Origin of the sequence: Leeia speluncae, from assembly GCF_020564625.1 — a bacterium.
In the GTDB taxonomy this organism is placed as follows: domain Bacteria; phylum Pseudomonadota; class Gammaproteobacteria; order Burkholderiales; family Leeiaceae; genus Leeia; species Leeia speluncae.
In genome coordinates this window covers 530,065-545,904 of sequence record NZ_JAJBZT010000001.1, presented here as the reverse complement: position 1 = coordinate 545,904, position 15,840 = coordinate 530,065, and the positions used below count along the sequence as shown (strand labels likewise).

General features: G+C 44.4%; 13 protein-coding genes. All 13 read right to left on the bottom strand.

Features of this window, described 5'->3' with window-relative positions; genetic code table 11:
* Nucleotides 1-66 precede the first annotated feature (66 nt).
* Entirely contained in the window at nt 67-678 is a 612-nt protein-coding gene (locus LIN78_RS02630) for a riboflavin synthase (protein ID WP_227178174.1), read from the bottom strand.
* 2 nt (nt 679-680) lie between these two features.
* Nucleotides 681-1,814 (bottom strand): bifunctional diaminohydroxyphosphoribosylaminopyrimidine deaminase/5-amino-6-(5-phosphoribosylamino)uracil reductase RibD, encoded by a 1,134-nt coding sequence (gene ribD / locus LIN78_RS02625; RefSeq protein ID WP_227178172.1) that lies wholly within the window; start codon nt 1,812-1,814, stop codon nt 681-683.
* Nucleotides 1,807-2,262: a transcriptional regulator NrdR gene (gene nrdR, locus LIN78_RS02620; protein ID WP_227178170.1), complete on the bottom strand. Its 456-nt coding sequence runs from the start codon at nt 2,260-2,262 to the stop codon at nt 1,807-1,809. The genes ribD and nrdR overlap by 8 nt, the downstream gene beginning before the upstream one ends.
* A gap of 123 nt (nt 2,263-2,385) precedes the next feature.
* Nucleotides 2,386-3,621: a benzoate/H(+) symporter BenE family transporter gene (locus LIN78_RS02615; RefSeq protein ID WP_227178168.1), complete on the bottom strand. Its 1,236-nt coding sequence runs from the start codon at nt 3,619-3,621 to the stop codon at nt 2,386-2,388.
* An 81-nt stretch (nt 3,622-3,702) separates the two neighbouring features.
* Nucleotides 3,703-4,950, bottom strand: a complete 1,248-nt coding sequence (glyA, locus tag LIN78_RS02610; RefSeq protein ID WP_227178166.1) for a serine hydroxymethyltransferase — start codon at nt 4,948-4,950, stop codon at nt 3,703-3,705.
* Between the two features lie 76 nt (nt 4,951-5,026).
* Nucleotides 5,027-6,931: an ATP-binding cassette domain-containing protein gene (locus LIN78_RS02605; RefSeq protein WP_227178165.1), complete on the bottom strand. Its 1,905-nt coding sequence runs from the start codon at nt 6,929-6,931 to the stop codon at nt 5,027-5,029.
* A gap of 248 nt (nt 6,932-7,179) precedes the next feature.
* On the bottom strand, nt 7,180-7,479 hold the full coding sequence (locus LIN78_RS02600; protein ID WP_227178163.1) for an integration host factor subunit beta: 300 nt from the start codon (nt 7,477-7,479) through the stop codon (nt 7,180-7,182).
* A gap of 102 nt (nt 7,480-7,581) precedes the next feature.
* Nucleotides 7,582-9,255 carry a 30S ribosomal protein S1 gene (gene rpsA / locus LIN78_RS02595; RefSeq protein WP_227178305.1) on the bottom strand — a complete coding sequence of 558 codons (1,674 nt, stop codon included), beginning with the start codon at nt 9,253-9,255 and terminating at the stop codon, nt 7,582-7,584.
* Between the two features lie 160 nt (nt 9,256-9,415).
* The gene (gene cmk / locus LIN78_RS02590) at nt 9,416-10,075 is read right to left on the bottom strand and encodes a (d)CMP kinase (protein ID WP_227178161.1); all 660 of its coding nucleotides are present in this window, start codon (nt 10,073-10,075) and stop codon (nt 9,416-9,418) included.
* A gap of 125 nt (nt 10,076-10,200) precedes the next feature.
* Nucleotides 10,201-11,919, bottom strand: coding sequence for an arginine--tRNA ligase (gene argS, locus LIN78_RS02585; protein ID WP_227178159.1), 1,719 nt, complete (start codon nt 11,917-11,919; stop codon nt 10,201-10,203).
* Between the two features lie 127 nt (nt 11,920-12,046).
* Nucleotides 12,047-13,339: a 3-phosphoshikimate 1-carboxyvinyltransferase gene (gene aroA, locus LIN78_RS02580; RefSeq protein WP_373307731.1), complete on the bottom strand. Its 1,293-nt coding sequence runs from the start codon at nt 13,337-13,339 to the stop codon at nt 12,047-12,049.
* A gap of 28 nt (nt 13,340-13,367) precedes the next feature.
* Nucleotides 13,368-14,267 (bottom strand): prephenate dehydrogenase, encoded by a 900-nt coding sequence (locus tag LIN78_RS02575; protein WP_227178155.1) that lies wholly within the window; start codon nt 14,265-14,267, stop codon nt 13,368-13,370.
* Nucleotides 14,268-14,445: 178 nt separating this feature from the next.
* The gene (locus LIN78_RS02570; protein WP_227178153.1) at nt 14,446-15,702 is read right to left on the bottom strand and encodes a sensor domain-containing phosphodiesterase; all 1,257 of its coding nucleotides are present in this window, start codon (nt 15,700-15,702) and stop codon (nt 14,446-14,448) included.
* Nucleotides 15,703-15,840: the final 138 nt, after the last annotated feature.

Genomic DNA, 15,840 nt, shown 5'->3' with positions numbered 1-15,840 from the left:
CCAGTAAAAAGCCCCGATTAACTCGGGGCTTTTTTATTTTGAGACAAAATCAGTTAATCGCACAAATTAGGCGCGATCAAACTGATTCATTCGCTCTACATAACGTGCAATCAAATCAATTTCTAAGTTCACTTTACTACCTGGTGCCAATTGATGCAGATTCGTTTCTTGTAACGTATGTGGAATCAAATTGATTGAGAAGGCCGTGTGATCAACCTTATTCACGGTTAAGCTAACACCATTGACGGTGATTGATCCTTTTTTGGCAATATAACGAGCAATATTCGTTGGTGCATCAATCACCAACTCCATACAATCACTATCAGCTTCACCTTCTGGCGTCGCAAAACTTTTTACAATACCAACACCATCCACGTGACCAGATACCAAATGACCACCTAAACGATCAGATAAGCGCATAGCCTTTTCTAAATTGACTAGGTTACCCACCTTGTCTAGACCCACAGTGACATTTAACGTCTCTGCAGATACATCTAATAAGTAGCCATTCGGTAATTTTTCAATCACCGTTAAGCACACACCGTTGTGGGCAATACTATCACCGAGACCAACATCACCTAGATCTAGCTTACTGCTATCGACTGTCAGACGAACATCTTGGCCTTTTTCTTCTATTGCGGTAATCGTACCAACCGCCTGAATAATACCTGTAAACACGATCACTCCACTTCTGTCTGCACTAACGCAGATGGTTTAGGTTGGGTATGTAATATCCAGCGCATGTCTTCACCAACAGGCTGGCAATCTTTCACTACAAAGGTGGTGGCGGATGCTAAGTTTTGCAATGGTTTAGATGCAATCATTTCTCGGCCACCCGTGCCTAAAAGCTTCGGCGCTTGGTACAGAATAATTTCATCAACCATTCCACTATCTAGAAATGCCGCATTCAGTATTGCACCAGCTTCCACTGTTACTTCATTCCAAGATTGCGACGACAAGAAATCCAGGACGGCTCTCATAGAAAGGTGATGACCTTCTCTTGGCAGAACCACTACTTGTATATGGTCTGAAGCAATGGTTTGAAGTTGTGCTGTATTTGCCGTTAAAACCACCACCTGCGGGTTTTTCAGAATTTTGGCATTGGGTGATATTTTCAGATCTGTATCTAAAATAACCGTAACGGGCTGACGTCCATGCCAATCCTCACCGTTTAATATCCGCACATTTAGCTGAGGATCATCCGCTATAACGGTGCCGATACCTGTGACCATTGCGCAACTTCTGGCTCGCCAATGCTGTACATCCGAACGCGAGGCGTTACCGGTTATCCATTTACTATCACCATTGGCTAATGCAGTTTTACCATCTAAGCTCGCTGCTATTTTTAATCGCAACCAAGGGCGGTGCCTTGTCATTCGACTAAGGAAGCCACGCAGTTGATAAGTTGCAGCATCGGCCAACACGCCGGTCACGACTTCAATCCCAGCGGCTTTTATTCTATCTAGCCCTTGCCCTGACACAAGCGGGTTAGGATCTAACGCAGCCACCACAAGACGGGAAATTCCTGCTCGAATCAAAGCATCGGCACACGGAGGAGTTCTTCCAAAATGGCTACATGGTTCGAGTGTCACATAAGCAGTCGCGCCAACAGAAAGCGCTCCTGCAGATCGCAATGCCATTACTTCAGCATGCGCTTGACCTGCTGGTTGCGTATGTCCACGTCCAACAACTTCACCTTCTTTTACCAACACACAACCAACCGAAGGGTTAGGTGTGGTGATGTAAATACCTTTATCTGCTTCAGCAAGCGCTTCTTGCATCCAAGCAATATCTGCCGCAGTTACTTCAGGCATCTTTTTGGACTTCTTTAATCACATCACGGAAATCGTCTACATCTTCAAAGCTACGGTATACCGAAGCAAAACGAATGTAGGCAACCTGATCTAATTTTTTCAGTTCAGTCATGACCATTTCACCAATTTGGCGAGATGGAATCTCTCTAAGACCAAGACTCAGAATGCGTTGCGTTATTTTTCCAATTGCTTCATCAACCAGAGCAGTTGGAACAGGGCGCTTATGCAAAGGACGCATAAAAGACATACGTAAACGCTCACGATCAAACTCTGAGCGATTACCATTTTGTTTAACGACTTGAGGGAGCCGAACCTCGGCAGTCTCAAATGTATTGAAGCGCTTTTCACATGACACACAACGGCGACGACGGCGAATCGTATCGCCCTCCTCGGTCATGCGAGTATCAATTACTTGTGTGTCTGGAGAACCGCAAAAAGGGCATTTCATCAACTACTCCACTCACTATTTCTAGTACATCAATTGTGACTAGTTATTCTTGGTATGACCGACAAAATCAAAAAACATATGATACATGCCAAGCTACAATGAGTGGAGAATAAAACAATTGCATTAACGCTTAATCATCACCTGTCTGACAATAAGCCCAGCAATTAAGCCCCAGAAGGCCGCACCAATATCAAATATCTTCACCCCTGATGCGGTCACTAATAACGTAATTAATGCAGCTTCTCTTTCTAGTTCATCTCGCATAGCGACAGATAGAGATTGGCCGATCGTTCCAAATAACGCGATACCCGCCAAGCCTAATACCAGCTGATGAGGAAATGCATTAAACAGCGCACCAACTGTCGCGCCAAGTAAACCAAGAATTAAATAAAAGAAACCAGCAGCCATACTCGCTTTATATCGCTCTTTTACATCTTCATGAGATTCTGGGCCTGCACAAATTGCCGCGGTAATCGCGGCAAGGTTAACCGCAAAACAACCAATCGGCGCTAAAACAAAGTTAGTTACGCCAGTCCATCCAATCAGTTTCGAAATGGGTGCCTCATAACCGTTTGCTCGTAAGACAGCTACACCAGGGAGGTTTTGAGATGCCATGGTGACCAGGAATAAAGGAATACCAACGCCAATCATCCCTTTCACGCTAAACGAAGGAGTAATCCACTCTGGTCGGGTCATTTGAAAGCCAACAGACGATAAACTCATCTGCCCTTGCCCGATGGCTAAGCCAATGCCAACCAACAACACAAGCAAAATTGCATAGCGTGGTGCGAGTCGTTTCATGATCAAATACGTTGCAAGCATGGCAACAATTAATACCGGTGCTTGAGAAATGCCACCAAACACATCTATACCATAATGTAACAGCACGCCAGCCAACATAGCGGAAGCAATATTCACGGGAATACGGTCAGCCATTTTTTCAAAAATGCCACTAAATCCAGCCACCATAATTAGCAGGGCAGAAAACAGGAAAATACCAACCGCTTGATTCATTGAGTAGCCCGCTAAGCTAGTGGCCAACAATGCAGCACCTGGTGTAGACCAAGCAGTGACAACAGGAGCCTTGTACTTGAAGGACAGCCCAATACAGGTAAGCCCCATTGCTAGCCCCAATGCCCACAGCCAAGAAGCTAACTGGGCAGGTGTTGCGCCCGCTGTTCTGGCGGCATCAAACACAATAGCTGCCGAACTCGTATAGCCAACTAGCACGGTAATCAACCCAGCGATGACTGTAGAAACGGGCATTTTAAAATTCATTTTGTATCCAAAATTGATTTTGTAAGTCGCGACTTTAGAAATATTCTTAGCTGACAAACATAGACAGTTGCTTAGATTCATCCATGACAGTTCAACTCTACAAGTAAACACAAAATAAAAAACCCCGCCGAAGCGGGGTTTTTTTGGAAAAAGCAAGAAAGCTTATGCGCCGTATACAGGGAAACGAGCAGTTAGTGCTTTTACTTTTTCACGTACAGTTGCCAAGTTTGCTTCGTCTTCTGGATTATCCAGTACGTCTGCAACTAGGTTAGCAACAATACGAGCTTCTTCTTCTTTGAAACCACGTGTAGTAATCGCCGGAGAACCAATACGAATACCAGAAGTAACAAATGGGCTTTCTGGATCGTTAGGGATCGCATTTTTGTTCACAGTGATGTGCGCTTTACCCAAGGCAGCATCAGCAGCTTTACCAGTTAGACCCTTAGCACGTAGGTCAACTAGGAAAACATGAGACTCTGTGCGACCAGAAACGATACGAACACCGCGAGCAGCCAATGCTTCAGCCATTGCTGCAGCATTTTTCAACACTTGCTCTTGGTAAGATTTAAACTCTGGTTTCAATGCTTCACCGAAAGCAACTGCTTTAGCGGCGATCACGTGCATTAAAGGACCACCTTGCAAGCTTGGGAACACGTTTGAATTCAAGATTTTTTCGTGTTCAGCTTTAGCAAGAATCAAACCACCACGTGGGCCACGCAATGTTTTGTGAGTAGTTGAGGTTACAAAGTCAGCGTGTGGAACTGGGTTTGGATAAACGCCAGCAGCGATCAAACCTGCATAGTGAGCCATGTCAACCATGAAGTAAGCGCCAACTTTTTTAGCGATTTCAGCCATACGAGCAAAGTCGAAACGCAATGCAAATGCTGAAGCACCACCAATGATCAATTTTGGTTTAGTTTCAGTCGCTACACGTTCCATTTCGTCGTAGTCGATCTCTTCTTTGTCGTTAAGACCGTAAGCAACGATATTGAACAGTTTGCCAGACAAGTTTGCTGGAGAACCGTGTGTTAAGTGACCACCATGAGCCAAGTTCATACCCATTACGGTATCACCTGGTTTCAAGATAGAGAAATACACGGCTTGGTTAGCTTGAGAACCAGAGTGTGGCTGTACGTTAGCGTATTCAGCGCCGAACAACTGCTTCAAACGGTCAATCGCTAGTTGTTCTACTTGGTCAACATACTCGCAACCACCGTAGAAACGCTTGCCTGGGTAACCTTCAGCATACTTGTTAGTTAGCTGAGAACCTTGCGCTTCCATCACTGCAGGGCTAGTAAAGTTTTCAGATGCGATCAACTCAATGTGATCTTCCTGACGTTGTACTTCTTGCTGAATAAAACCCCAAAGTGAAGGATCTTGCTCTGCAAGAGAAACGGATTTGCTGTACATATTGCAAAACTCCTGAACAAAAATTGGCAAAAATGGAAGCGTTGGCGTAAACGTGACTCACATATTAACATGATGATCAAGCGTTTGACTTTGCTTCTAGCGACTCCCAACGCGTGAGTTTTTCTAATAACGACAATTCAATCTCTTCAATACGGGCTTGCGCCTTCGCTGCCCCCTTTGGATCAGTCCGATAAATCTCTGGATCCATCAGCATGGATTGTAAGCCCTGCTGCTCTTGTTCAAGATATTCAATCTCGACCGGTAATTGTTCAAGTTCGCGCTTTTCATTGAAAGAAAGCTTGGTGGCACGTGTTCTTTGACGCCCTTCTTGCATGGTTTTCTGCTCAACGCTCGACTTCTTAATCACTTGAGCATTCAGCGCTTGGTCAGCTTTAAATTTTAGCCAATCAGAATAGCCGCCAACGTACTCTTCTAAGATGCCATTCCCTTCAAATGCAATCACACTCGTCACAACGTTATCAAGGAATATACGATCATGGCTAACTAAGAAAACGGTACCCGGATAATCTAATAAAAGCGCTTCTAGCAACTCTAGGGTATCAATATCTAAGTCGTTAGTTGGCTCATCGAGGACTAGCACATTCGCAGGGCGAGCAAATAAACGAGCTAACAGCAGGCGATTTCGCTCTCCACCAGATAGTGAACTGACTGGCGAACGGCTGCGTGCTGGTGGAAATAAAAATTCTTCTAAATAACTAATGACATGCTTTTTACTGCCGCCAATCTCGATAAACTCGCTACCGGGACTGATGGTATCGGTCAACGTCGCATTTTCATCTAACTGCGTTCTAAATTGGTCAAAATAGGCAATATTTAGGTTTGTACCTTGCTTCACCTTACCCGCTTCAGGCGTAATCTCTCCTAAAATCAGCTTAAGTAAGGTTGTTTTACCAATCCCGTTTGGCCCTATCAGACCAATACGATCTCCACGCTGAATGCGAGTTGAAAAATCTTTAACGACCGGCTTATCACCATAAGAGAATTTCACATTCTCTAGTTCTGCCACTAGTTTTCCGGATTTCTCACCAGCGTCTAACTGCAGATTGACTTGTCCTTGCTGCGTTCTTCTTTGCGCGCGCACACGGCGTAACTCTTCCAAACGGCGAACACGGCCTTCATTACGCGTACGGCGTGCCTCAATTCCTTTACGAATCCAGACCTCTTCCTCTTTCCAGAACTTGTCGAATTTCGCATTATGAATCGCTTCAACCTCTAACATTTCTGCTTTTTTAATTTGATAAGCAGAAAAATTACCTATAAAGCTCGCCAAACGGCCGCGATCCAATTCAACAATGTGGGTAGAGACATTGTCCAGAAACTGACGATCATGCGTAATAAACAGAATCGCACCAGAAAAAGTCAATAAAAGCGATTCTAACCATTGAATAGCAGATAGATCCAAATGGTTGGTTGGCTCATCGAGCAATAGCACCTCTGGCTCAGCAACTAGGGCTCTAGCCAACGCGACCCTCTTCTTCCAGCCACCAGATAAGGAAGAAATCAAGGTGTCTGCACTTAAACCCAACTGAGAGATGGTTGTATCAACGAGCGAATTAAAGCGCCATCCATCTTGCGACTCCAGCAAATGCTGCAACCGTTGCATTTCTTCTAAATTCACTTCGGATGAATCTGTCGCAATTAGTTGGGTAATGTGATGATAGTCTACTAATACTTTTTGTAAGTCACCCAAACCTTCTGACACCGCCTCAAACACAGTATGGCCATCTTGGAAGACTGGCTCTTGCGGCACAAAGGAGATCACTGCGTCTGGAGAAACCCACAGTTTGCCATCATCTAATGCCTGTTTTCCTGAGAGCACCTTCATCATCGACGATTTACCCGCACCATTACGGCCAATTAAACCGATACGCTGACCTTTATCTAGGACAAGTTCTGCGCCATCTAAAAGTGGCCAATGTCCGAAAGCTAATTGCGCGTTATCTAGCGTAAGTAATGGCATGAGATCGATTTTCCGATATAGAAAGGTGTCAGATTATAATTCAGGATAACTAGTTGAATGAATCCGAAATAGCACCCATTTCAAATAATCTACGTGATGTAGGCAAGATACCTACCCTACTTTAGAAAACAAAATACCAGACACTGTGTGTCTGGTATCGAATACAACTGATCAACTTGATTCAGTTACAGCGTAAATCAATCAAATCAATTCACTGTCTATGAGCATTTTTTGTCAATGACGCTAAATTAAAAATCATCCGGCAAAATAGCGGCATCAACTCGTTCTCGCAACTCTTTGCCAGCTTTAAAGTGTGGCACGTACTTCGGCGGAACCTCTACCTTTGACCCCGATTTAGGGTTGCGACCTAAACGCGGAGGACGATAGTTAAGGTCAAAACTACCAAAGCCACGTATTTCAATTCGCTGTCCTTCAGCCAGGCCTTGTGCCATGGTATCCAGAATTGCCTTTACCGCAAGTTCGGCATCTTTGGCCACAAGTTGCGGATAACGCATCGCGAGCTTCGCAATCAACTCGGACTTTGTCATGTGACCCCTGCTCAATAAAACATAAGACTCAAGATTTGGGCTCTGAACATTTCGCACAGAGCCCAAACTAACACACTAGCTAATCGCTAATCGTTAAACTGATTACTCAGAACGACCATCTAGTTTAGCCTTCAGCAGAGCGCCCAAGCTGGTAGTACCGGCATTGCCTGCAGTTTCCAGAGACTTCATTGCATCAGACTCTTCAGCCATATCTTTAGCTTTTACTGACAGGTTGATAGTGCGGTTTTTGCGGTCAACGTTGATGATCAACGCTTCAACTTCGTCGCCTTCTTTCAACACGGTACGGATGTCTTCAACGCGCTCACGTGAAACTTCAGTAGAACGTAGGTAACCTTCTACATCGCCATCAAGTGTAACAACCGCGCCTTTAGCATCTAGAGACTTAACGGTACCTTTAACTACAGCGCCTTTATCGTTGATAGCGATGTAGTTGTTGAATGGATCTCCATCCAACTGTTTGATACCCATAGAAATGCGCTCGCGCTCTACGTCGATAGACAGAACAACGGCTTCAACTTCGTCACCTTTCTTGAATGAACGAACGGCTTCTTCACCAGCCAATGTCCAAGATAAGTCAGATAGGTGTACCAAGCCATCGATGCCACCAGGCAAGCCAATGAAGATACCGAAGTCAGTAATTGACTTGATAGTACCTTTCATCTTGTCGCCTTTTTTGTAGTTAGCAGCGAAGTCATCCCATGGATTAGACATACACTGTTTCATACCTAGGCTGATACGACGACGTTCTTCGTCGATTTCCAAGATCATGACTTCAACTTCATCACCCAAAGCAACCACTTTAGATGGATGAACGTTCTTATTAGTCCAATCCATTTCAGAAACGTGAACTAGACCTTCGATACCTTGTTCGATTTCAACGAACGCACCGTAGTCAGTCAAGTTAGTTACTTTACCGAACAAGCGAGTGCTTTGTGGGTAACGACGAGATAGACCGATCCAAGGATCGTCACCTAGTTGTTTCAGACCTAGAGAAACACGGTTCTTCTCTTGATCGAACTTCAATACTTTAGCTTCAACTTCATCACCCACAGCCAACACTTCAGATGGGTGTTTAACACGGCGCCATGCCAAGTCAGTGATGTGTAGCAAGCCATCGATACCGCCAAGATCAACGAACGCACCGTAATCAGTGATGTTCTTAACGATACCTTTAACGATCGCGCCTTCTTTCAGGTTAGACAACAATGCCTGACGCTCTGCGCCTTGGCTTTCTTCCAACACTGCACGACGTGATACAACTACGTTGTTACGTTTGCGATCAAGTTTGATCACTTTGAATTCGATCTGCTTGCCTTCAAATGGAGAGGTATCCTTGATTGGGCGGATATCTACCAATGAACCTGGCAAGAAAGCACGGATGCCGTTGATCATAACAGTCAAGCCACCCTTGACTTTGCCGCTGATCATACCAGACATCAGTTTGTTTTCAGCTAGAGCAACTTCTAGATCCAGCCATGCTGCTAGGCGTTTAGCCTTATCGCGAGACAGTTTGGTCTCACCGAAGCCGTTTTCTAGAGAATCGATCGCTACTTGAACGAAGTCACCAACGTTAACAGTGATTTCACCTTTGTCGTTCTTGAATTCTTCAACTGGAATCAAAGACTCAGACTTAAGGCCTGCGTTAACAACCACGAAGTTGTGGTCAACGCTTACCACTTCAGCAGTGATCACTTCACCAGCACGCATTTCCTGACGTTGAAGGCTTTCTTCGAACAGGGCGGCGAAGCTTTCCATAGAATCCACGGCAGCAGAGGTTACATTTGACATGAGATAATTACCTAGGAGTGTTGTCTTGCGACAACTGTTAGTTAATAACGTCTGTTTTTTGAGAAAAACAGAACCAATACCCACAATTGGGCAAAGTTTTTTTCTTGGCTCGGGAGCAGTAAGAAACCTATTTACCTAAATAGGCATCAAGCACAAATTGGACAGCGGTCTCAATGGTCATGTCTGATGTGTCTAGTAGTAAGGCGTCAGCTTGTTGCTTTAATGGAGCAACGGCTCTTGAGCTATCCCGGACATCTCTATCCCGGATATCTTTAAGAATGTCGTCTAGGTTAGCACTATTTCCCTTTGTGATCAACTGCTTATATCTTCTTTCCGCGCGCACTTCTGCAGATGCGGTCAGAAAAATCTTTGTTTGCGCAGTTGGGAAAATCACAGAGCCCATATCTCGTCCATCTGCAACCAATCCTGGCGCTTTGGCAAAATCGCGTTGACGTTGCGTTAATGCATCACGCACCTTAGGCAACGCCGAGATTTTACTCGCGGAAGTTCCAATACGCTCTTGCCGAATGGTTTCAGTGACATCCTCTCCTGTAAGCAAGATTTTTCCTTGCTCAAACTTTACATCCAAAGATTTGGCTTTTTCTGCAATCGTAATTTCATCATCTAAAGCACACCCAGCATTAATGGCCGTTAGCGCAACAAGACGATATAGAGAGCCTGAATCTAAAAAATGAAACCCTAACTTTTGGGCGACGATTTGAGCCACGGTACCTTTACCTGAAGCGGATGGTCCGTCAATTGCAATAATGGGAACTGGTTCATTCATCAGCTTATGTTCCTAACATAAGGAATCCTAGGCAGGATTCCAATACTCACCCTTTAACAGGTCATATTAAGCAAGAAGTACAAACGGGGCGCTTTGCACCCCGTCTTAGAAAATAAATCGTTAACTTACATGGTTTCTAGCACATCAATACCCAGCAATCCCAAACCAGTTTTTAATGTTTCTGCAACCAACTGGCAAAGCTTTAATCGGCTCTTCTGGGTTTGTTCCTCCCCCTTCAATACCGGGCAGGCCTCATAGAAGCGCATAAATTGAGTCGCTAGTTGGTACAAATAGGCACACATAAAGTGTGGGCAAGCCTCTCTTGCAACACTTTCCACTGCATCAGGGAATTGTGCCAAGGTTAACGCCAAACCATGCTCAGCAACCTCGCTCACGTCAATGGAAGCTTGCGCGTATTCCACTTCAGCTTTGCGGAAAATACTCTGAATACGGGTATAAGCATATTGCAAATACGGTGCTGTGTTACCTTCAAATGCAAGCATTGTGTCCCAGTTAAAGACATAATCACTAGTGCGATGCTTGCTTAAATCTGCGTATTTTACAGCGCCAACACCGACTGCATTTGCAATTACTTGACGCTGTTCAACAGATAGATCTTCATTCTTTTCAGATACCAAAGCAAAAGCGCGTTCTTTTGCTTCCACTAACAATTCTGCCAGTTTGACAGTACCACCAGACCTAGTTTTGAAAGGCTTATTGTCTTCACCCATCATGGTGCCGAATGCAACATGTTCTAATTGCATTTCTGACGGGACAAACTCAGCCTTTTTAGCCAACGTAAACATTTGCTGGAAATGTAAACCTTGGCGAGCATCCACCACATATAATGCCCTATCTGCTTTCAACGTATGCGCACGATAGCGAACAGCGGCTAAGTCTGTTGTTGCATAGAGATAGCCACCATCCTGCTTTTGTACGATATAAGCAGCGGGTTCGCCTTCTTTATTTTTGAACTCGTCCAAGAAAGCCACTTGTGCACCGGCATCTTCCGTTAACAAGCCTTTAGCTTTTAATTCTGAAACAACACGTGGTAAATCTTCGTTGTAAGCAGATTCCCCCATCACATCTTTACGTGTCAAATCGACACCAAGGGTTTCATACACTGCTTCACAGTGCGACAAAGATACGTCCACAAACTTCTTCCAAAGCGCCAACACTTCTGTGTCACCACCTTGTAGCTTCACCACATATTCGCGTGCGCGTTCAGCAAAAGCAGCATCCTCATCAAACCTAACTTTAGCTTTGCGATAGAAGTCTTCCAAATCTTCCAGTGCGTGATCTGCACTCTCGGTATTTCCAGACTCAATTAAATACGCGGTTAACATGCCAAACTGAGTACCCCAATCGCCAACGTGATTTTGGCGAATCACACGGTGGCCAATAAAGCTTAGTGTTCTAGCCAACGCATCGCCAATAATCGTAGAACGTAGGTGCCCTACATGCATTTCTTTCGCTAAATTCGGCGAAGACAGATCAACCACAATTGTTTGTGGCTGGCTAGTGGACACGCTTAGCTTTTCATCTACCAATGCTTGATTAGCTAATTTCGCTAAGAAGGCATTATCCAAGCGAATATTGATAAACCCAGGACCAGCAATCGATACCTCACTCGCAATACCTTCTAAATCCAAACAATCAATAACGGTTTGCGCTAACTCTCTAGGATTCTTCTTCAGTTGCTTTGCAGCCCCCATCACACCATTGGCTTGGTAGTCGCCAAACTCTGGCTTAGCAGCAGGTTGAACAATTGGCTGTGCATCTGGGGCACCGGCTTTTTCTAGAGCGGCTTTAACACGTTGATTTAATAATTGCAGAAGAGTCATTTTGGTCACAAAAGTAATAAAGCCAATAGAAGATTGGCAAACATTGAGTATTTTATCTTAAAAAACAAAGGGCTTGCCCAGCTTTTTGAGCACAGCCCTTTTTATTTCAGTTGCGCAGTCGCACAAATTAATTGCAGATTCCTGCCAACACATCAAAGTAGGTTGGGAAGGTTTTTGCGGTACATTTTGGATCGTTTATACGAACAGGTACCCCTGCAAGCGCCACTAGTGAGAAGCACATTGCCATTCGATGATCATCATAAGTATCAATTGCTGCATTAGGAATAAATGCTTCTGGAGGGGTAACAGAAATATAGTCCTCCCCTTCTTCAACCAATGCACCAACTTTTCGCAACTCTGTCGCCATCGCAGACAAGCGATCGGTTTCCTTGACTCGCCAGCTAGCAATATTGCGAATGGTGGTGGTTCCATTTGCTTTTAACGCGGCAACAGCAATTGTCATTGCTGCGTCTGGAATATGGTTTAAATCCACGTCAATTGCGTTTAATTGCCCATTTAGGGGCGCACTTGCTTCAATCCAGTTATCACCCCAGATGATTTGAGCACCCATTTGTTCTAACGTTTCAGCGAAACGCTTATCCCCCTGAATACTCTCTTTTCCAACGCCTTCCACACGAACAGGCCCCAATCCCATTGCGCCAGCCGCTAGAAAATAAGACGCACTAGAAGCATCCCCCTCTACATGCACTAGTCCTGGACTCACGTAACGTTGGCCAGCAGCAATATGGAATTTCTCCCACCCATCTCTTGTCACCGTTACACCAAATTTATTCATTAGATTCAATGTAATTTCAATGTATGGCTTAGAAATCAACTCGCCAACCACTTCGACAGTCGCGGCTTCACCAGTTAAAGGTAAGGCCATCAATAACGCTGTTAAAAACTGACTAGACACATTGCCTTTTACTTTGACAGAACCATTCGCTGCGATATTGGCAGGTTTGATTGCCAAAGGTGGATAACCTTCATTTTGCTCATAGGCGATATCCGCACCTAATTGTCGAAGCGCATCGACCAAATCACCAATTGGGCGCTCATGCATCCGCGGCACACCTGATAAACGATAGGTTCCCGCACCCAAAGCCAATGCCGCCGTTAGCGGACGAAAAGCGGTTCCTGCATTACCCAAAAACAAGTCGGCCGATTTAACAGGTAACGCTCCAGCAACACCTTCAACAATAAAATCTCGTGATTCGCCCTGTTGAGTCCAGTTCACACCTAACGTTTTCAGTGCTTCCAGCATGTAGTGCACATCATCAGAAGCGAGTAAGCCCTTTACTTCGGTCTTTCCTTCAGCCAATGCTGCCAACAACAGTGTGCGGTTAGAAATACTTTTTGACCCAGGTAATACAACGGTACCTTTCACCGATTGAATAGGCGCAAGATCCAAAAATTCCAAATCACTCATTTTTTTAAACCCGTTGTAATTATTTCAATAATGATTGTTGCTTTTGATGAAGCCAGGCATTTCTTGCTTCTCTAGCTGTCGCGAAAATGGATTCGATTTCAGCGCCATTTGCGGCTTCTAATAAAGCAGTGATCTTACTCAACTGCGCTTGGTAATCATACATTTCTTGTAGCAAGGCTGATTTGTTTGCGAGACATATATCTCTCCACATTTCAGGGTGGCTACTTGCGATACGTGTAAAGTCTCTGAATCCGCTTGCTGCAAAGTCAAAAAAGAGACTGCCATTTGTTCTATTCGCCAACATATCCACCAAGGCAAATGACAATACATGGGGTAAGTGACTTACTGCTGCAAATATTTGGTCGTGCAACTCAGGCGTCATCGATCTGACATCAGCACCTGTCGCCGCCCACCAAGCAGACACTGCCGCTACTGCGGAAATAGATGATTCAGCTAAAGGCGTAATAACCACATGTTTGCGGTGATACAAATCTTCTTTAGCCGCTTTCGCACCACTAAATTCGGCACCTGCAATTGGATGTCCAGGCACAAAATTAGGCAATCGATCCTTTAAATGCTCGCGAGCGAACCCAACAACATTGCCTTTTGTACTACCCGCGTCTGTAACAATTGCTGTTGGCTTTAAATGCTTTTCAACCAAAGGGAAAAGATGGCTTAACTGCCCCACAGGGGTCGCCAGCATTAAGCAATCGCAAGTAGCAATAGCCGAAGCAGGGTCGGTCGTTATTTCATCCACTACACCATGATGAAGCGCATCTTCTAAATTGGCCAAGCCACGTCCAACGCCGATCACTTTATCGACCAGACCAGCCTTTTTCATTGCTAAAGCAAATGAACCGCCAATTAGCCCTACGCCAACAACGGCCAACACAGGAATTCGCTGAATGTTGTTTTCCACAATCAAACTTTTAATGCTGTTAAGCCAATATTTTCATTCGAATTTGGCATAAAAAAACACCTGTTACTTTCATAACAGGTGTTTTACCCGTACAGAGATAAGATTGTACCCTTTTAATCTCGATCAAATCAAAAGCTTCACTTTGTTTTAGTGATCTTTATCTTAGAACAATCGTATTTTATCTCGTTTGATCCCAGTCGATATCACCACAAAGCACAATCGTCTGGCCACCAGACTCAAATGCAATCGACAAGGTGACACAGAACCGCCCCGTGCTTGACGATAAATAAGGACGAGAAATTTGTAACTCACCCACCGCGTGCATTGCATCTCTAAAGTACGAACGACGTAACCAACTAGCACCAGCAGTTTCTTGTAGCCTATTGATCTTTGGGCTAGCAGTCTGACGACTATCACTCCGAAGTGACTCACCAATTTGCTTACCATCTGCATCTAACACAAAACAAAGTTCAGACGCTGCAAGCTTTAGAAAATCTTTCGCAGCAGATTCCCAAGGCACACCATTCATCATCATGTGAGTAGGAATTAATCTAAAGGCATCGACATATGGGCTTAAACGCTCACGATGCTCAGTACTAGTTTCGATATCGATGCGCTGATAATTTTGCCAAAGTTGATCGAACACTTCGGCTTGCTCATGGATCATATCAATCTGTGCCTGTGGTTTACCAAAGTAAAATCCTTGCACAAAGTCACAATCCGTTTGCATAGCAACCATCGCTTGTCGTTCAGTTTCTACGCCAACAATACCGATCAAAGAACCGGACTCATGCAGTAACGCCACCAAACCTTTTAACAAACTATGTGTTCTTTGATCTGTCGCCGCTCTCGCCAAGAGGTTTTTATCGATCTTTACAATATCAGGCTGAATTTGCCAAACCAAATCAACAGAACCACGACCCGTTCCAAACTGATCAATTGCGACCATACAACCTAATGCACGGTACTTTTTGAACACATTTAGAAAATGATCTGTATCAATATCGGTATCAATCGTAATTTCCAGCACCAAGCTACCTGCCGGGAACTGATGCTTCTTTAGTGCATTCGGTAAAATACGATTGGCAAAATCATCGGACAAAAACACTTGCGTTGTAATGTTTAGATACAACCAAGTGGATGCATAATTAGTTGCTTTGAAAGCTGCAATATGTGCGTCTAACCCAACTTCATCTAAGGCATCAGCCAAACCAAGTTTTTCTGCATCAGCAATTAACGATGCCGTTTCCTCCCATTCACCAGCATCATTACCTGCTCGCAGCAAAGCCTCAAACCCGATGATATGCTTGTGTGCCAACCCAAAAACTGGTTGAAAAAAGCTCTCTACCCTCGTGATATGTTTGGGTGCAATCAGAGATGAAAATCGCGAGGCTAGCTCAGCGGACAAAATATTTGGCATATCGTTTAAATTCATTTGAATGACGAGACATCGGTCTATTGGCAATTTTATACATAAACACTATGCAATAAACATGCCATCCATCAAGCGAACACAAAATCGTGTTTTGCTAGCACCATTACTTATTTTCACGCACCATTGTAGTGCACAAAA